The organism is Sporosarcina sp. FA15 (genome assembly GCF_051550195.1).
GTDB lineage: Bacteria > Bacillota > Bacilli > Bacillales_A > Planococcaceae > Sporosarcina > Sporosarcina psychrophila.
The window spans coordinates 1,976,990-1,995,251 of sequence record NZ_CP188818.1 but is presented as its reverse complement, the minus strand read 5'-3'; the positions used below and the strand labels follow the sequence as shown (position 1 = coordinate 1,995,251).

General features: G+C 36.7%; 18 protein-coding genes and 1 pseudogene. 9 read left to right on the top strand and 10 right to left on the bottom strand.

All coding sequences use genetic code 11. The features are described from left to right. Positions 1-181: 181 nt before the first annotated feature. A complete protein-coding gene (locus ACP8HG_RS09640) occupies positions 182-805 on the top strand; it encodes a hypothetical protein (RefSeq protein ID WP_399628073.1) in 624 nt (207 codons plus the stop codon). A 559-nt stretch (positions 806-1,364) separates the two neighbouring features. Here the strand turns inward: ACP8HG_RS09640 and sspO are convergent. Then, positions 1,365-1,520 carry a small acid-soluble spore protein O gene (gene sspO / locus ACP8HG_RS09635; RefSeq protein WP_255428466.1) on the bottom strand — a complete coding sequence of 52 codons (156 nt, stop codon included), beginning with the start codon at positions 1,518-1,520 and terminating at the stop codon, positions 1,365-1,367. A gap of 318 nt (positions 1,521-1,838) precedes the next feature. Here sspO and ACP8HG_RS09630 point away from each other — a divergent pair, with 318 nt between their 5' ends. Next, a complete protein-coding gene (locus tag ACP8HG_RS09630; protein ID WP_438298568.1) occupies positions 1,839-2,876 on the top strand; it encodes a serine hydrolase domain-containing protein in 1,038 nt (345 codons plus the stop codon). 414 nt (positions 2,877-3,290) lie between these two features. Here ACP8HG_RS09630 and ACP8HG_RS09625 read toward each other — a convergent pair whose 3' ends face one another. Next, positions 3,291-4,259, bottom strand: a complete 969-nt coding sequence (locus ACP8HG_RS09625) for an NAD(P)-dependent alcohol dehydrogenase (protein WP_342538705.1) — start codon at positions 4,257-4,259, stop codon at positions 3,291-3,293. A 265-nt stretch (positions 4,260-4,524) separates the two neighbouring features. Here ACP8HG_RS09625 and ACP8HG_RS09620 point away from each other — a divergent pair, with 265 nt between their 5' ends. After that, complete coding sequence (locus ACP8HG_RS09620; protein WP_187045335.1) at positions 4,525-5,004, top strand: hypothetical protein; 480 nt, start codon at positions 4,525-4,527, stop codon at positions 5,002-5,004. Between the two features lie 159 nt (positions 5,005-5,163). Beyond that, positions 5,164-5,396: pseudogene (locus ACP8HG_RS09615) on the top strand (polysaccharide deacetylase family protein); the annotation flags it as partial. A 114-nt stretch (positions 5,397-5,510) separates the two neighbouring features. Here the strand turns inward: ACP8HG_RS09615 and ACP8HG_RS09610 are convergent. Further along, entirely contained in the window at positions 5,511-5,858 is a 348-nt protein-coding gene (locus tag ACP8HG_RS09610) for a DUF2178 domain-containing protein (protein ID WP_399628062.1), read from the bottom strand. A 1-nt stretch (position 5,859) separates the two neighbouring features. After that, positions 5,860-6,087, bottom strand: coding sequence for a helix-turn-helix transcriptional regulator (locus ACP8HG_RS09605; protein ID WP_187045333.1), 228 nt, complete (start codon positions 6,085-6,087; stop codon positions 5,860-5,862). Positions 6,088-6,577: 490 nt separating this feature from the next. On the opposite strand from ACP8HG_RS09605, the gene ACP8HG_RS09600 reads away from it, so the two are divergent. The 3 genes from ACP8HG_RS09600 to ACP8HG_RS09590 all read left to right on the top strand — a co-directional run bounded on the left by ACP8HG_RS09600 (position 6,578) and on the right by ACP8HG_RS09590 (position 9,949). Continuing rightward, entirely contained in the window at positions 6,578-8,743 is a 2,166-nt protein-coding gene (locus tag ACP8HG_RS09600) for a transglycosylase domain-containing protein (protein WP_438298640.1), read from the top strand. A gap of 71 nt (positions 8,744-8,814) precedes the next feature. Continuing rightward, the gene (locus ACP8HG_RS09595) at positions 8,815-8,991 is read left to right on the top strand and encodes a hypothetical protein (protein ID WP_438298567.1); all 177 of its coding nucleotides are present in this window, start codon (positions 8,815-8,817) and stop codon (positions 8,989-8,991) included. A 202-nt stretch (positions 8,992-9,193) separates the two neighbouring features. After that, a complete protein-coding gene (locus tag ACP8HG_RS09590) occupies positions 9,194-9,949 on the top strand; it encodes a YwqG family protein (RefSeq protein WP_438298566.1) in 756 nt (251 codons plus the stop codon). Positions 9,950-10,129: 180 nt separating this feature from the next. Here the strand turns inward: ACP8HG_RS09590 and ACP8HG_RS09585 are convergent, their stop codons facing one another. From ACP8HG_RS09585 to ACP8HG_RS09575, 3 genes are read right to left on the bottom strand one after another with little or no spacing between them, the layout of a single operon-like run. Then, a complete protein-coding gene (locus ACP8HG_RS09585; RefSeq protein WP_067210970.1) occupies positions 10,130-10,864 on the bottom strand; it encodes an ABC transporter permease in 735 nt (244 codons plus the stop codon). Continuing rightward, positions 10,865-11,575: an ABC transporter permease gene (locus ACP8HG_RS09580; protein WP_067210967.1), complete on the bottom strand. Its 711-nt coding sequence runs from the start codon at positions 11,573-11,575 to the stop codon at positions 10,865-10,867. It lies immediately after the preceding gene. Continuing rightward, positions 11,575-12,489, bottom strand: coding sequence for an ABC transporter ATP-binding protein (locus tag ACP8HG_RS09575; RefSeq protein ID WP_438298565.1), 915 nt, complete (start codon positions 12,487-12,489; stop codon positions 11,575-11,577). The genes ACP8HG_RS09580 and ACP8HG_RS09575 overlap by 1 nt, the downstream gene beginning before the upstream one ends. Positions 12,490-12,628: 139 nt before the next feature. Between ACP8HG_RS09575 and ACP8HG_RS09570 the strand changes: the two genes are divergently transcribed. Together ACP8HG_RS09570 and ACP8HG_RS09565 are read left to right on the top strand one after the other, a co-directional pair. After that, positions 12,629-13,561 (top strand): helix-turn-helix transcriptional regulator, encoded by a 933-nt coding sequence (locus ACP8HG_RS09570; RefSeq protein ID WP_438298564.1) that lies wholly within the window; start codon positions 12,629-12,631, stop codon positions 13,559-13,561. A gap of 66 nt (positions 13,562-13,627) precedes the next feature. Next, on the top strand, positions 13,628-14,113 hold the full coding sequence (locus tag ACP8HG_RS09565) for a GyrI-like domain-containing protein (RefSeq protein WP_354312521.1): 486 nt from the start codon (positions 13,628-13,630) through the stop codon (positions 14,111-14,113). 64 nt (positions 14,114-14,177) lie between these two features. On the opposite strand, the gene ACP8HG_RS09560 is transcribed toward ACP8HG_RS09565, so the two are convergent. From ACP8HG_RS09560 to ACP8HG_RS09550, 3 genes are all read right to left on the bottom strand, one after another. After that, entirely contained in the window at positions 14,178-15,524 is a 1,347-nt protein-coding gene (locus tag ACP8HG_RS09560; RefSeq protein WP_438298563.1) for a HAMP domain-containing sensor histidine kinase, read from the bottom strand. Then, entirely contained in the window at positions 15,521-16,195 is a 675-nt protein-coding gene (locus ACP8HG_RS09555) for a response regulator transcription factor (RefSeq protein WP_438298562.1), read from the bottom strand. The genes ACP8HG_RS09560 and ACP8HG_RS09555 overlap by 4 nt, the downstream gene beginning before the upstream one ends. 1,280 nt (positions 16,196-17,475) lie before the next feature. Continuing rightward, positions 17,476-18,192, bottom strand: coding sequence for a DUF4372 domain-containing protein (locus ACP8HG_RS09550; protein ID WP_438298561.1), 717 nt, complete (start codon positions 18,190-18,192; stop codon positions 17,476-17,478). Positions 18,193-18,262: the final 70 nt, after the last annotated feature.

Genomic DNA, 18,262 nt, shown 5'->3' with positions numbered 1-18,262 from the left:
TGTTATATCAATTTAATTTGCATTCCGCAAACATTAACGTTCAACATTAGAATTAATGTATTCCGGATCTCGCTCTGTTAGATGATTTCTCCATCTTCTAAGTGGCAGTTTAATTGAAGATGCGTAAAAAAATTCTATAACCTTTATTGTAGTAGAAAAAGCATTAATTAAGGGGGAGAAGATGAGTAAATTTAGAGGGATAATCTTAGAAGGCTATTCGAATGCTGGAAAGACTTCTGTTTTGAAATCGCTGAAAAAACTTCAGGCATGTGATGATGCCGAACGCAGTGTTGTCATTCTTAGTGAGCATTATTCGCAAATATTACACAAAGTAGATGGTGAATTAAAGTGGTTGGGTCGTGAGGAACACTTACAACTCTTAACAGAAAGAGTTATGATGTTGAAAAAGTTAAATGATTGGTCAAGAGAAATTGGACAATCATCCGAGCGTTCAAAAGGTTTATTCTTTATATTAGAAAGGTTTCATTTAAATCATCGAGTAGCATTCTCGCATACTATTTTAGATGAAATTAAGCAATTAGAAGTCGAGTTGTTTGAAATGGGAGCAAGATGTGCCTTACTAACTGTATCCCCAGAGAACATAGAACAAAGAATAAGTAGTAGGAATCCCAATGAATGGGTAGGGAAACCTGAAGAAGAAATGAAAATGGCTTGTGATTTATTATTAGAACAACAACAAGAGTATAGAAATCAAGCTGTAAACTCAATCATTCCTACAATTGAAATAAATACCGATAAAAAAGATTGGGAGTCCTACGCAAAACAGGTTTACTTCGTGAACTAACTGGGTGCGAATCCTAAGTCTTAGATATGACTTTTACCGTTTGGATTAACAATCCTAATTCAACTATAAGGGGCTTTAGTAAAAAACGGACAGCAAAATCCCCTCTCGTGTAAATTATAATACGTTGTCATCGGAATAGAGATTGTACTGTGCGATTGTATTATAAATGCAAGCGGCAAATAGCCCCACCTTACTATAGATGGGGGGCTTGTTGTATCATTTTGATACATATTAAAGACAATACACGTAATAGGTAATGTCGCTGACTAATGCATCAATTTGTCCAAGGCTTTACGTCTGTCGGATACGCATCGGATGCATTCCATTTTCATTCGCATTCTCCGCGATACTGTAGATAATTGCGCTCTCCCTAATACCTTGCGGTGTATTGGAGAAAAGAAAATGCCATCTGTCTGAGTATCGCAGAACCGCCAAAAGTAACGGTTTCGATCTCTACGAATACCTGAAGAAACTTTTACAGATATAAGCGGTATATAGTAAATGTGTTTTCGAATTAAGTACGCTAATTCTTTTAAATTCGGGCTTACATCATTTTAGCTCATTGCCGCTTCTTCGTTTTCTTATTATTATGTCTCTCTGCCGGTGTCAAGGGTTTGTTTGCAAGTTCATGATCAAACTCCCTTGATAAATTCTTCTTAGCCGCTTGCTCATCACTAACGTTACCACTTAAATTGTTCTTCGGGCTGTTACTCACTATAAACACCTCCATGATTTTAGTTTGCCACTTGGTGTCCATTGTATGCATTTTCATTAAATCTTACGGTCATTGTTTTGCAAATGATTATCTCTTCGAATGCAGTTACTTAGAATAGCGTTAACAGGTAAAACCTCCAATCCTGATCAAACTAAGCGCAAGATACGGGATTTATTTTTAATTAGAAATAGAAAATGGTCTACCGGTTTTTAAATAAGATTGCATTATAGTTGAAGAGAAATTTATTTTACAAATAGACATATGAGAACGTACATTCGTGTTATGATTTATTGATACTACTAACAAAGGAGGATAATCGTGAAATTAAAAAACATTAAAATTCAAGAACGGATGAAACATTATAATGTGCAAGGTTTAAGTATCACATTGCTTGAGGGCGATGAAATTAGTGGAACAGAAAATTATGGCTTATTAGAAGTGGAAAGCAATAGAAAAGCAAATGAAGATTCTATTTTTAGTGCGTGTTCAATTAGTAAGTTCTTAACAGGAATACTTGTAATGAAGCTAGTAGAAGACGGGCTTCTAAATTTAGATGATGATGTGAATGAAAATCTTAAAAAGTGGAAAGCACCGGAAAATGACTTTACTAAAAATAAAAAAGTGACATTGAGGAACTTACTAAGTCATCAATCTGGAATTAAAGACCCTGAAGGTAGTTTTCCTGAACTGAACTCGAAAATAGCTGTTCCTTCGATGGTTGAATTATTAGAGGGGAAAACACTTTATTGTAAAACTCCAATTGACGTCAAGTGTGAACCAGAAAGTGAATTCCATTATTCGGATGCCGGTTTCTGTATTATTCAACAACTTATAGAAGATGTTGCGAAAAAACCGTTTCATCAAGTTATGAAAGAGCAAATATTTAAACCATTAGGTATGGAAAATAGCCATTTCAATAAAACAGTATTGGAAGTGGATAGGCAAAATTTTTCTTGTGGTCACAATAAAAACGGTGAATTAGTAGATGGGAAATATCCTATATATCCTTATCCAGCAGCTTCTGGATTATGGACAACTTCTATGGATTTAGCTGAATTAGTTCTTGAGTTAATGAAGGCTGTAAAAGGTGAAAGCAAGGTTGGCATTTCGGAAAGTTTAGCAATAGAAATGATATCCCCACAAAGAGGTAAAAGTTGGACTGGATTAGGTGTGTTTCTTGAAGGCTCTGAAAAAGAACTAGAAATTACATCACTTGGTTGGGGAGTGGGTTTTCAATGTATGATGGTGGCCTTTCCCTATTTAGGGAAAGGGGCGGTCATAATGACGAATACAGAATTGGGTGTTCATCAACTCGAAGGTATTATTGGAGAAATATATAAGTCTCTTTTGTCTTAAAAAGCGTTAAGATAGTAGAAAATATACAGATAGCCTTAGCAAATCCAACTCATATATCTGAAGTTGTGTAGTTCATCAACGGAAATTTAGACCACAATAATAGTCCGATTTATTCTGAAGGTTTTTTGTCCTAATTGAATTAGATAAGCCATAAGAGGAAAGGTTATGATAGTAGAGACAGTAGAAGGTCAAGTAGTACGGATTTGTCGGTTTAGCACGGTTCTGAGAGGGGGAGGAACACGATCTACCGCAAGAGAGGTTAATTCTTTCTTCAGAAAGATAAACACCTTGTTTGAAGAAAAAGGAATAATTGGAACGCACATTTTTAATAGGCTAAAATTATGCGTTCCAATTATTTTATATAAGTAGCCATGATTTAGATTCGTTATTGTCAGTTTTTCATTTTAATAATAATTATATAGTAAGTATAACTTTACCTTGAGCGTGACCTTCCAGGAAGTATCTGAATGCTTCAGATACTTCGCTTAACTTATACCGTTTATCAATTATTGGTTTTACTTTTCCAGTCTCAAGTAATTCTTTTACATACATTAGATCATTTTGGTTTGCTCTCTGTAAAAGGTTACTTATTTTCTTACTTCCAGTCATTGAAATAAAAGGTCCAAAAACTAAAGATCGAAACATTTGGGATTCGGCTCCACCTACGTGAACAAAATTCCCATTTGGTTTTAATACACGTTTATAAGCTGAAATGGAATTAGACCCGTTAACACCAAGAATCAAATCATAACGCTCCTTTGTTTGGGTGAAATCCACTTTTGTATAATCAATGATTTGGTCTGCACCTATTGAACGCACTATTTCTACATTTCTTGTACTGCATACACCTGTTACTTCAGCCCCGAATGATTTGGCTATTTGTACCGCGAAAGTACCGACGCCTCCAGATGCGCCATAAATTAATACCTTCTGTCCTGCCTTAATCATTCCTTTATCACGTAGTCCCTGTAAGGCTGTCACACTTCCCATAGGTGAGGCAGCAGCTTGCTCGAAGGAGATGTTGGTTGGCTTTAAAGCTATAGCAAATTCCTGGACAGACACATATTCAGCAAAACCACCCCAGCCACTACTAGAGAGGTCACCGAATACCTCATCACCTGGTTGAAACTGCTTAACATTCTTGCCAACAGCTTCAACTACACCCGCTATGTCACCTCCCGGTATAGCGTATTTCGGTCTCAGTAGCCCGAAAGCAAAGCGAGCTAAGAACGGTTTGCCTTTCAAAAGAACCAAGTTACCAAAGTTCAAGGATGCTGCATGAACTTTTACCAGTACTTCATTCTCTAAAGGCAAAGGCTTTTCTATCTCTTTTAATTCAAGTACGTCAGGTGATCCATATTTGTGACAAACGATAGCTTTCATAAAACTCCCCCTAATTTCCTTAGATTTATTTGTATTACAAAGATATAAATGACCCAAAACGAGAGATAGTAAAGTGTTATTATTAATATGGAATTACAAGTTGAAAGATACTGAAATATTTTAGGTTGGAAGTATTTTGAATAATGGATAGTGAAATGTGTGTGGAGATTACACTTTAACTAACGGGCCATTTTGCAGGTTAGTATGATTAAGCATGAAACAAACCGACTAGGATTCCGTCTAATCCTAAAAGGGGGTGGGAACGATGAGAAGATTATTTATCGTTGTTTCTATAATTTTGATTTTCGGACTATTTGGCTGTGTAACAAATAACAACAATGAAGAAAATGTAAGTGGTAAACCGAAAATCGCCAATGAGTCTAAACAGGTGGATGATTTCAAAGTATCAATAAATGTTGAAAAAGACCTTAATGTATATGCCACAATTACTTATATAGGAGAAGCAGCCGAAAAAGATATATATCATGGTGGAAGTATTTTTTTCTTTAATGTTTATCAACAAAATGGTAGTTTTGAATATTTTGGTGCTATGAATCAACCATTATTAACAACAACACTGATTCGAAATGAGCCTCACAGAGTAAAATTTAAAGGGATAGAAAAACTTGAATTAAAGACGGGTACTTATGAATTTGAAGCTATCGCTAATATATCCTTGGATTCTGATGATGTATTAGGAACAAAAATTGAAATTCCTGTTTCTAAAATTGAGGAAGTTAAATAATTCCTTCTTCAACTAACAAGTGCTTTACTTGAAAATCGTTGAGCGACTTAGACGATTCTATTTTCTTGTTGAACTAAAGTAGCATGTTTATTTCAATAAAGTTACATTATGCTAAAATACAAGCGTTATATATTAGGTTTTGAAAGAAAGGAAAAACAGATGAAAAAGAAAATTTTATTTTTTGGAATTGGATTTTTATTTTTATTCGCAGGTGCGTTTGAGGTTACGAAATTAAGAACATTTCAATTACTTGGAGAGTTAACATACCAAGTTGAAACGGAAAAAAGGTCGTTGCTTTAACATTTGATGACGGTCCGACAAAGAACGTGGATCAAATTCTGCCTTTGTTAGATAAATACAAGTCAACAGTGAAAAACGAATTCTTTGCGTTGTAATTCAGAGGGAGATCTTTTAAACCTATTGGATTTCCATTTCGTTTAGATAGCCTATTTATCAGCATTGTCTAATCCACCATCCATGGATGAGTCTCACTCTTCGATCTTTCCTTATGAAAAATCCTTTTTATATTGGACGGCCATGTAAATTCCACTAGCTAAAAATGCCAATGTATATTTGAACAAGAAAAAGATGTTCCACATATATTCTTTTGGGAAAATTATGTCACATAGAACAATTACCAAGAGCATATAGTAACAGCTTTTCAAAAAGATTTTATTTGTCCGTTCGTCGTCTTGCCCAATCTTCTTATAACATACATAGGTAAAAATCGCACTACCCATAAGCAGTAAAAAACCAACTCCAATGAGAATATTCCAATTTCCCGTAGATTGTTCAGCCCAGGACTTTAAAGGGGAAAAAATCGCATTAGAGATATCTGTAGATTTAATTGTCAATTTAATCACTTCCTTTCAGATAAGTAAAAATATCGTTTACATCAACACTAAAAAAATCGGCAATTCGAAAAGCCAACAGCATAGTCGGAAGATAATTTCCTTTTTCCATCACGAAGATGGTTTGTTTGGAAACACCGACTTTCTCAGCTAATTCTTGCTGAGACATTCTGGCAAGTACACGATATTCATAAACCTTGTTAGATATCGAATCCCCAAAATCTTTCTTCATGACCATCACCTCTTGAATTGAATTATAAACTCGATTTTAATAAAAGTAAAGTAAACTTATACAAAATAGTTCAATACCTTTATTTTTGCTTGGATTACTTTGATTTAACAATAGCCAGACTGTAGAAAGTACCTGACGAAATTCATGATTCCGTCAGGTTCACATATCGATCTGGTGTAATTTATGGTTTTTTGGTGGTGCATTTTATGATATTTAGTGGTTCAAAAAACGTTTAGAGTGGTGCAATCATACTATCGAATAAATTAATGCCTATGAAACTTTCACTATATTTTTTTTATAAGTACTCAGAAGTGTAAAACGTTTGTCTTTGAGCTCTTCAACTTGTGGTGATACCTGATATCGAATGCGACAATGACACTATTGATATCGAATTGGAGTTAGTTTAGTGTTGGATGGTAGGTATGCGTTGCCAAAAGTTTGTGTTAAATTATTTGGCAATAAAGTAGAAGGTGGTATTAGATTGAGTAGAATGGAACGTAGGAATAAACAAGCACGATTAAGCAGAAGTAAAGAATGGTTTAAATCGAAAAAACTCATCAGTAGACTAGTAGTTGTCTTCATAGGTATTATCTTTTTTGGTCTATTGGCATTTACGATTTTAATAACGTTTAGCGATGTTAGTAAATTGGACATCGTTGAACCAAGACCTACATACATTTACGATATAAATGGCGAGGTAGCTAGTAAAGTGTCTAACTCGAAAATAGAAGGAGTGAGTTTGGATCAAATTCCAACAGAACTCATCGAAGCTTTCGTCGCTACAGAAGACCAACATTTTTATAAGCATAACGGAATTAATTACTTCGGTATTACTAAAGCATTCATGAAAAATCTAGTTAAAGGTGAAGTGGTTGCTGGTGGTAGTACAATTACTCAACAACTCTCGAAAAATGTATTTCTAACATCAGAAACTACTTATACGCGTAAATTCAAAGAACTTATATTCACAAAGAAGATAGAACGAACATACTCAAAAGATGAAATTATGGAACGCTATCTAAATCTAATCTATTTTGGGGAAGGCGCATGGGGCATTCAGAGAGCAGCACATGTCTATTTTGGTAAAGATGTGAGTGAACTAACATTAAACGAATCAGCTACACTAGCTGGACTAGTCAAAGCTCCGTCTAACTTATCGCCCTATAAAAACATGGAAAAAGCGCTTGACCGAAGAAATATCGTGCTGTCGTTAATGAAGAGCGAAGGCTACATCAGTCAGCAGGATTTGGATAAAAACCTTGATCAACCGATCGTATTAACGGATAAAGAGACGATAGATTATAAAGGGAAATATCCGTATTATGTGGACTATCTTATCGAGGAAGCAGTAAATATGTACGGTTTGACTGAGAATGAAGTGTTGTCTGGGGGACTTCACATTTATACCGAACTTAATCCTGTTATTCAGGACGCTACGGAAGAGGTCTATCAAAATGAAGACAATTTTCCAGATAGTAAGCCCGATCAACTTATTCAAAGTGGGTCCGTATTTCTTAATCCTAAAACGGGTGGGATTAGCGCGTTAGTTGGAGGAAGAGGAGACTATACGTACAAACGTTTTAATAATGCGACAAATTTAGTAAGGCAACCCGGATCAGCGTTAAAACCGCTTGCTGTTTACACTGCTGCATTGGAGCAGGGGTATGACTTTGACGATATGCTAGTTGATGAACCAATCAATATAGATGGCTACCAACCACAAAACATTGATAAACGATACCGTGGACAAGTGACACTCTATGATGCACTAATTAACTCTTATAACATACCTCCAGTTTGGCTATTAAATGAAATCGGAATTGAAAAAGGTTTTAGTACAGTTGAACGGTTTGGTATTCCTTTAGAAAAAGAAGATCATAATCTCGGGCTAGCATTGGGTGGCTTGCACCAAGGAACGTCACCCTTGTTAATGGCCCAGGCTTTTTCCGCATTTCCTAACGATGGAGTAATGATGCAAGCTCATGCTATATCAGAAATAAAGGATGCAGAAGGAAAAATAATTGGTAAGTGGAGTGACAAGTCTTCGCAGGTTACAGAACCGGAAGTTGCTCAAAAGATGACGTATATGCTAAAAGGTGTTGTGGATAACGGAACAGCTAGAAATGCACAGATACCCGGAATAGACGTAGCTGGAAAAACCGGTACTACACAACTACCTTTCCCTGGTGTAGCTGGTTCAAAAGATCACTGGTTTGTTGGATATACGCCAGATCTCGTTGGTGCGACTTGGTTAGGCTATGATAAAACGGATCAAGCCCATTACTTGACGGCAACAAGTGGTGTCACGGTGACAATAATCTTTCAACAAATAGTATCTAAATCCATAAGTGAATTGCCTAACAAGGAATTTAATTTACCATTGGTTGAAAAGAAGAAAAAGAAACAAAGTAAAAGGAAAGAAAACGGGCAGAAGAAAGATAAAGAAAACAAAAAGGATAAAGAGGATAAGAAAGATAAGGGGAAGGACAGAGATAAAGAACATAAAAAGGATATGGAGGACAAAAGAAACAAGGACAAAGATAAAGACAAAGATAAAGACAAAGACAAAGACAAAGACAAAGACAAAGACAAAGACAAAGACAAAGACAGAGACAGAGACAGAGGTAGAGACAAAAAGGATAAAGATAATGAGTGAGACATGATTATTTGAATGTATGAACTGTTTGACTTCTTGTTTAGGGGAATATTGCATCAAAAAAAAATTCTATGATTAAAGAAACAAAGGTAGCGAGTTGCTTGAAAAAATCTCGTTCGATGCAGGAATGGAAGTGTACACAAGGCGTCAACTTGTCCGTGGGATATGGCGAGGAACACACTGAGCGAAGAGTATCTGGATATAGATGCTTTTTACCAGGTGACGAAGTTGTTGGAGGCTATTTTTAGTCGACAAAGAGCTTCGGAATATTGTATGGCAGAGTATGGGCTAGATGATAAAACCTAATCAAGGACCCAGCTGTATCAAGTTGAACGGATAACAATCATTAAAGGGGAGATGCATTATGCACGTTATTGATAAGTTATTGAAAGAATAAAACTTGTCCATAAAAAAGAAGATCTATTGAAAATCACAGCTTCATCTATTGGAATGGTTAAAGAACTAGTAGACGAGGCGGATATTCCAATAGGGCATTCTAAATTTGGTGGTTTACCCGATTTACCTGCTCACTTTTCATTTCCCAAATACCATAATGGATATCTATCATTTTTAGCACAATTGAATCTAAGAGAAGCTAGCCCTTTTGATAAGGAAAACCTACTTCCGAAAACAGGAATTCTCTATTTCTTTTATGATGTAGTAGATCAACCTTGGGGATTTGATAAAGAAGATAAGAATTGTTTCAAAGTTCTTTATTTCGATGGAGATGTAAAAGAGTTAACACGCACACCATATCCCGAAAAGACAGAAGATTATTTCCAATTGCCTGTATTTAAAGCAATGTTTAATGAATTATTATCCTTTCCGGAAGAGTTTTCGGGGATAGTATTGAACGAAGAGGAATTAGATAACTACTTTGATTTCAGAGGGAGTATGATGCAACAAGTAGAAAGGTACAGTGGATCAATTGCTTCTCCAATGCACTATATGTTTGGAGAACCTTTTGCCATACAGAATAACGTGTTTGAAGAAATTATTTATTATGATAACGATGAGAAAATAGATTGGAACTCGAAGGAAATCAAACAGAAACGTAATGAAATGGTTTTATTGTTTCAAATGGATAGTGATGATGATATAGATGTCATGTGGGGCGATGTTGGGATTCTTTACTTTTGTATCGATAAAAACGACCTTCAGAGTAAACAGTTTGATAAAGCGAAGTTTACTCTTCAATGTCATTGAGTAGAGGGCACTACCCTTCACATAATATCAAAGTAAAAAGGATTGCCTAGTATCCTGTCTTGAACTGAGCCTCGAATAGTGGACACTTTAAAAAAAGTGACCCATTCGAGGTTTTCTGTTTTAAATTTTCGGATACGCTTTTTCAGTCAAAACATCCATGTGGACGCCAGACACTAACGTTCATACTTCCTTTCTCAAAAAGTAAACAAAGCCAGTTCCTAAAAAAAGCACAAAACTCCCCAAAATTACGGTGAATAACGTGATAGGAGAAACATTTAATGCACCAAAACTTTCAACTGAATTGGACATCATCATCTCAAATGGTTGTGCCCATGGATAGTATGGAGCGAACCTTTCTGAGTTGACAATCAACATATTCGGTATCGTAAAAATCACATTGACTGCAAGTGGTGCGGCGAAGCTCGACCATGCAACAGATACAAACATTTGTAAAGCGATTAACGGTAAGCAGGCAATCCATCCTCCGATGACACTTGTGGAAATGGTGCCCCAAGGAATGTCAGCCGGGAATCCTTTTATCCATCCTATGAGGAAAAGACCCATAATAAATAAGATTTGTGTGGCCGCAATTAGAAGGCTAACAATAAGGATTTTCACGAGATACACATTTTTTCTAGAAACCGGAAGTGAAAGAAGTTGCTTCCACCCACCTCCAACATGCTCATATCGACAAACAAAACTTGAAAAGATCCCAGTTAATAACGGTAAAAAAAGAATGGCGTGACTAATTGTCATCATACCAAGCGTTGCGGTCCATTGGTGTTGTTTGAAATCTGGAATTTCACTTAATTCACTCAGCCCAAGCAACAACGATAAAATCGGACTCACGAAAATGAGCATCCATATCGAGGATTTTCGTAACTTTAGAAACTCAGATTGAAATAATTTCCCCATTTATTTCACGTCCTTTCGATTAAAATCTAGGAGACTTATGAAATAAAGTAGAATCCCTGTTCCAAGGCCAGCAAAAACCGAGTACATTGGTTTTTCCCATTCATTCATTAACAACGGCCATTTCCATGGAACCCAGTCGGCAAAGTTCATTGAATACATAGAGATGATTGCACCGAGAATTCCAAATGTTAATGGAATGGCTTGATTTTTCAATGTAATCGCCAACCAAATTTGCAAGATGATAAAAGGTAAAGCAGCAAGACATGGAAAGAAACACATTTTGAGTAAATAGAGATAAGGTATATCCGTGCCGAATTTTAATGCAATGCCAAGTACAATCGTACCAACCGCTAAGAAGAAACAAGAAATCAAGAGGAGAAAAATGGACAGAAGCACTTTACCTGTAAATACTTGAGTTTTTGAAATGGGCAATGCCAAGAGTTGCTTCCAAGCATTTGTCTGATGCTCAATATTGGCAATCATTGATGTCAATATCGTTAAGCCGATGAGAATCGTGATGATAGATAACATAGAAACCTCACCAATGAGCCCCACCCATAAATCATCCTTGTAAACTTCTGTGAGCCAATCATACCGTATTCCAAAATTGACGGCTTCCAGGCCAATGACCCCCATTGGTCCAAGAAGTACGAGAAATAGGATCATTTTTCGCTTGATTTTAAGAAACTCAGAGGCCATTATCCGCGTCATCACAAACTGCCCTCCTGTCCGGTTAATTCTAAAAAGATTTCTTCCAATGATTTTTTCTCTTCTTCTACTCTGTAAATTGAATAATCGTTTTGAACGAGGGATTTCACAATTTTAGCGACTTTTTCATCTGAACCATTTTCAATTGAAAGTTGATTGTGAACGAGATCCGTAGTATACCCATGTGTCAATAATGTCTTCCAAGCGGATTCCGCGTCATTTACTGTTAACTTAATCTTGCTCGTAGACTGCTCTCTTAGTTTCGAAATGGAATCTTGAAAAATCATTTGGCCATTTGAAATAATGCCTACTTGTGTCGCCATTTGGTCGATTTCTGAAAGTAAGTGGCTCGATAGGACAATCGTAATCCCGTGATCCTTTGGCATACTTTTAATAAGTTCACGAATCTCAATAATTCCCGATGGATCCAGTCCGTTCGTTGGCTCGTCCAAAATGAGCAGTTCAGGATTCCCAAGTAAAGCAGTCGCAATGCCAAGCCGTTGCTTCATGCCTAAAGAGAACCCTTTTACAGGTCGTTTCGCATCCTTTGTCAGACGGACGATTGAAAGGACTTCATCAATTCTAGATTTTGGCACGTCCAATAACAGGCGCACCGTTTCTAAATTTTCACGGGCGGATAAATGCCCATAATAAGAAGGATATTCGACCAGTGATCCAACCTTTTTTAAGATGGAGAGTTTTTCTTTTTTAACATCCTTGCCGAAAATATGGATTGATCCTTTTGTCGGTCGAGCAAGCCCGAGAAGCATTCGAATGGTCGTCGTTTTTCCGGCACCATTCGGCCCTAAAAAACCATAAATCTCACCCTTTTTCACTTTCAAATCTACATCATTAACAACTCTTGTCGAGCCAAACTTTTTCGTCAGCTTCTTCGTTTCAATAATAAAATCATTCATTTCTCTCACCTCATTTACAGCTTACCGTGTGAAGGTTAAAGTGAGGGGGTGATCAAGTTTAAATTTCGTTTAAAATGAAGAAGAATATTTTGATAAGCTAATTCATGATTATACAAATACTTTTAAATGGAGGTAACCAATGAAGATAGATAGGTTACTAACAATGACCATGATGTTGATTAATCGTAAAAAAGTAAAAGCGCAAGAATTTGCTGAGTTCTTTAATGTGTCTGTTCGTACTGTTTATAGGGATATTGATACACTCAGCAATGCAGGAATTCCCGTTATTAGTTATCAAGGTGCAAATGGTGGAATTGGTCTGCTTGAAGGCTACAGAATAGATAAGCAAATTCTTACGGAGGAAGAGATCACATCCATCTCGATTGCTTTAAAAAGCATACTTACTTCCCATGAAGACCTTTCCGCTAAAGCGGTATTAGAAAAATTAGAAGGACTTGCGGAAAAGAAGGGACAGCAAGCTTTCGACTATCTATTCGTAGATGACAGTCCGTGGGGGCAAAACGCTCGTTTGAAAGAAAAGGTAACATTGCTAAAAAACGCGATTACGACAACAATTTGTGTCCGTTTTTCTTATTCAAGTAGTGAGGGGAACGTCACATTTCGCTCCATAGAGCCACATACGCTCATCCAAAAAGGGAGGATTTGGTATGTGTATGGATATTGCCTTCTCAGGAACACGTTCCGACTATTTAAGTTAGCGAGGATAAAGGATCTTGAGATGTGTAATACATCTTTTATTCGTAAAGAAGTGAATAATGATGAACTTCCCTGGGATAAGGCATGGTATGCACCGAGCAAGGTGGTCACGTTAAGAATGGCATTTCATCCAGACTATCGCTTAAAAATTGAAGAGCTATTTGGTTTGGATTCGATAGAGTCCAATCTATCCATTGTGAAGATAGAAATACCAGAAGATGAATGGTTATACGGTTTTATCTTAAGTTTTGCTGATAAAGTGGAGGTGCTTGAGCCTGCTCATATAAGAGAAAAGATTCAACAAAAGGTAAGACACATCATTGATGTATACGAAAAAACAATTAAACCAATATGACATACTGCTGTCAAGTTTAGGTTGATATAGTTGAAACAAACCTAAAAAGGCGGGGAGAAAAAGATGATGAATCCAGTAATAAAAAAGAAAGACCGGTTTACTATTATAGGTATTTCAGTAAAGACGACAAACGCTAATGAAATGACAGCAGGTGCGAAAATTGCGGGATTATGGGAACGGTATTATGGACAAAAATTATTTAATGAGATTCCCAATCCTATCAATACATTTGTAACTTATGGCCTGTATTCAGACTATATAGATGGTGTGAATGGAGAATATAGTATAACTGCTGGATTAGAAGTAAGTGACCATAGCGAGATTCAAGAAGATTATGTTGTTAAAACAATACCAGCTGCAACATATCTGGTATTTACGTCTGAAGAAGGACCGATTTCAGAAATCGTAATTAAACTATGGCAAGATATTTGGAACTGGTTTGAACAAGAGGAAGTGGAGCGGACGTATACGGGTGATTTTGAGGTATATGATGAAAGATGCCAGAACCCACAAAATGCACAGGTGGACATTTACATAGCCATTAAAGCATAAAAAAATTTAAAAAGCTTGTAACCTTTCCAAACAATAAGGAAATGGATACAAGCTTTATTTCATTTTAAATCTGTTGAATAGTCATAATTGTACCGTGTTCGCTTGTTTCAATATTCCAGTCCAACTGCATGTCTTTTAGCATAAGTGAAACGATAGAGAGTCCTATCCCAAGACCTTTCTGGCTCGAATTACCCTTCATTCCAGGCCCGTGATCTTCAATCACAATTGTTTCATTTTCAATTCGAACCGCTACAAACTGTCCGCTTTTCGCGTGACGGTAAATATTTTGAAACAGGTTATCCAAAACACGGTGGACCCACTGAGGATCGACATCCCACATCAACCGTTTATCCGGAATCGTTAACTCAATATCAAACTGAAGATTTTCAAAGGTAGGATACCATGCCGCAAATGAATTTCGAACGAGTCGAACCATATCTACATTTTCTGGATAGTACGGATACTTTCCCGTTGACAACAAGGTGTACGAAAGTAGATTTTCAATAAGCTCGCCCATATAACCTACTTTATCATCAATGAAGTCTAGAGACTCCTGTCCTTTTGTACTGAGTGGTTCTTTCTTTAATCGATAAGCGTGTCCACGTATTGTTGTAAGGGGTGTACGTAAATCATGCGATAGATTCGCAATGAGTTCTTTTCTAAGTTCTTCTTCCTCAATCTCACGCATTCTACTCATTTCTAGTTCTTGAACCATTCGATTAAAGGAGTGTTCAAGGCGGCCGATTTCATCTTGCTTGGACACTTCAATAGTCGGTGGAATACCATTCGCTTCAGGCGTTGCCATTACTTCTTGCAAATGAAGTAGTCTTTTTCGAATCCGATAAAAAAAGAGCGTAGAAATTAATATAAATAGAGCAAATATAAACAAAAGAGCCACTGGGAAAAAATAATTGTATTTTGCTCTTAATTTGTCATTTGGACTCACCATATCCGGACGTGGGATTTGTAACACCATAAAGCCTTCTTGTTGTTCATGCCCAATAAAGGCGACAATGGTAAATGGATCGACTGTGTATCCACGATTTTTTTTCATGAAATGAATGGCATCCAATGCTGTCCATGTGTCGGGTACAGCAATCGATTCAGGAAACTTATCTTTTGTCTGCCCTCTATCATCAACCCAATACATAGATGCTTCTTGATAAACATTTTTTAATTGTGATAATCTTTGATGGATTTGCTGTTCAGAAGCACCTGATAAACCTTTGGCTGTTTCAATCCACATTTCTTCTAAATCCGTTCCATTATAGTATCGAACTGAAGACTCAGCTTGTTCGATACTATTATAATAAATAATTGATAAAACAGGCATGGAAAAAGGGAGTATCATCATCGCAACCAAAATGATTAACAAATACTGCGCCAATAATGACTTTCGCAGTTTTTTCATTGTTTCACCCTATAGCCGAGGCCACGAATTGTTTCGATAATTTTAGGCGAACTTGGCTCTTTCTCAATCTTTTCTCTCAAGTAGCGGATATGGACCATCAAGGTCTTATCCCCTTCAAGATAAAATTCTCCCCATACAGCCTCGTAAAGCTGTTCTTTTGTCAAAATTTGATTTGGATGTTCCAATAAATACATGAAAATTTGACGCTGTTTGGCCGTCAACAAAACTTCTTCACCGTTATCTTTTAAAATTCGGTTTTCCATTATGTTAACCGTTAAATGACCAATCTGAATCTCTTCAGGTAACGTCCGTCGATTCCTTCTTAGTAACACTTCAATTCTTGCAGCAAGCTCTTCAGGATGAAACGGTTTCGTCACATAATCATCTGCGAACTGTAGCCCCTGTAACTTATCATCCACAGCGGTCCGAGCCGACAACATCAGAATTGGAATCTCTGGATGATTGCTTTTCAACCGCTGCCCTACGGTAAACCCATCTAGCCCAGGAAGCATCACATCTAAAATGACTAAGTCCGTATCAGCAAACGCTTCTTCCGATCCCTCCCCGGAAGTAAGCCAGCGTACCAAATAACCACGCTGCTCCAAGTCCTCTTTAACAATGCTACCAATTTCTATATCATCTTCAATATATAATATTACCTTCACAAACATTCCCCACCTTTATCAATGTAAGAGGTCCGAAAAACTTTCTAATGTGACTACTCATCTTTACTATATCCTATCATAATGGGATTCTCGTCTATGTATAAAGTATTGGATTTTCCGAGGTTATCGATAGCCTTCAAATCGACGGATTGTTCCAGGGGGGTAATCATTTGAGCGGTTGAAGGAGAAGCAAAGGATGGAAGTAACTGTATGAGGGCAGTCGTGAAAGTTTAACAATTTCATAAAGCCGAAAATACCAGGATGAGATGTTGGTGTTTTTTTTCATGCAATCGGTGTGGTTCGCGCTACCTTAATTAACTTTAATAAAGGGCGAATAGTATATGTGGTATCTGAAAAGGGAATACATCAAATGTAAACTAATCAAAAAAGTAATTAATTGAACATTCATACGTGTTGAGTTAGTAACTGTGGTAAAATTATGTTAATTAATAAAGTTACTATTGAACTATGACGATTGACTTAAATATATTGAAAGTGGGAATTATTAGCTGATAGTTCTTGAGAAAAGGGGCAGATTAAATTGATTATCTATAACGAACCATCGTCTCGTTTTTTAGAACATATTCTAGATAATGAAATTGGTTATGTACTACAGAATAACGTATAGAACCTCATGAATAAATCCATATCAGCAAGTGAATTAAGATCGTGGGAAAATTCGCTTCCACAAATGGCTAGAGTTCTAAGGGATGCAAATGTTAAAGACGACACACATATATTACTCGAGTACAAGTTGCCACCGACCGAAAAAAGAATTGACTTTCTAATAGCAGGTCATGACAAAAGGGACAGAAAAATGCGGTCATTGTGGAATTAAAGCAATGGCAGAAAGCAAAGGTAGAAAAAGGCGATGGCATTGTAAGAACCTTCTTAGGCGGTAGAGAGCGGGAAACTGTTCATCCGTCCTATCAAGCACGCTCCTATAAAAGATATCTCCAAAGCTTCAATGATGCACTCTATCTGGATTCAACAATAAATCTTACATCCTGTGCTTATTTGCATAATTATATTCCAGCAAGAATTAATGAACCACTACTTGATCCGCGCTATTTGAATTACATAGAAGATACACCAATTTACTTTCAGTTTAACGATCGTGAATTGGCAGCGAAACTAAAAAATGATGTATCAGAAGGTGAGGGCTTTGAAATTGTCAAAAGCATCGAAGAAGGTAAAATTCGTCCTTCAAAAAAACTAGTCGAAACAGTGAGTTCTCTATTTCAGTGGAATGAGGAATTCATACTATTGGATGAACAAAAAGTAGCCTATGAAAAAGTGGTTACATTATATGAGGAAGTCAAAAGTGCTTCAGAGGCTAAGCATACAATTCTAATCAAGGGCGGCCCAGGAACGGGGAAATCAGTTGTGAAGGTATCAAAGCGTTTATAGTCTACATAGCCACGGTCGAAGACATACATGGCTTCCTTATCATCGACAAGAACTTCAAGTTGCCCGCGGTCATGTTCCTTGGCATTTGTCATAACCTTCTTATCGGGATAGTGTGAACCATCTTCGTTGAATACGAGGCGTAGATGTAGTTTATCGCCCGACTTGGTTTTTCGAAATTCTGCCCATTTAAAATGATTCAAGTTCAATGGAATCGTTGTGGAATCAATAATTTTCAAAATCATTTTTGTCTTTGGCAGTTGATAACGCGCATTCAATTGACCGACAAGGTCTAGAAACAGACTTGAGAGAATAGCTGGGTCAACTTCATTATTTTTTCTAGATAATTGAGAAACACTGATCGAAGAAAAGCCCAAAGTATTTTGCAAGTTCTCGTCAGCAAGCGCAGCCTCCATGGCGTGAAAGCTTTCTTGCCCGCTTAAATGAGAATAAAGCATCAATAACACGAAAGATTGCGTCGTTAATTTTTTCGTATAATGATCCTGTCTGTGTAAATCGACAGATTTTCTAAGCTTATCAAAATTAATGGGTCCAACCCATTTACCAAATGAAGTTTTTAGTGTATTCTTGTCCATGCATAGGTCCTTTTTATTGGATTTGGACAGGAACTACCTGTACAGACCATTATAAAGGACTTTTTCTTTT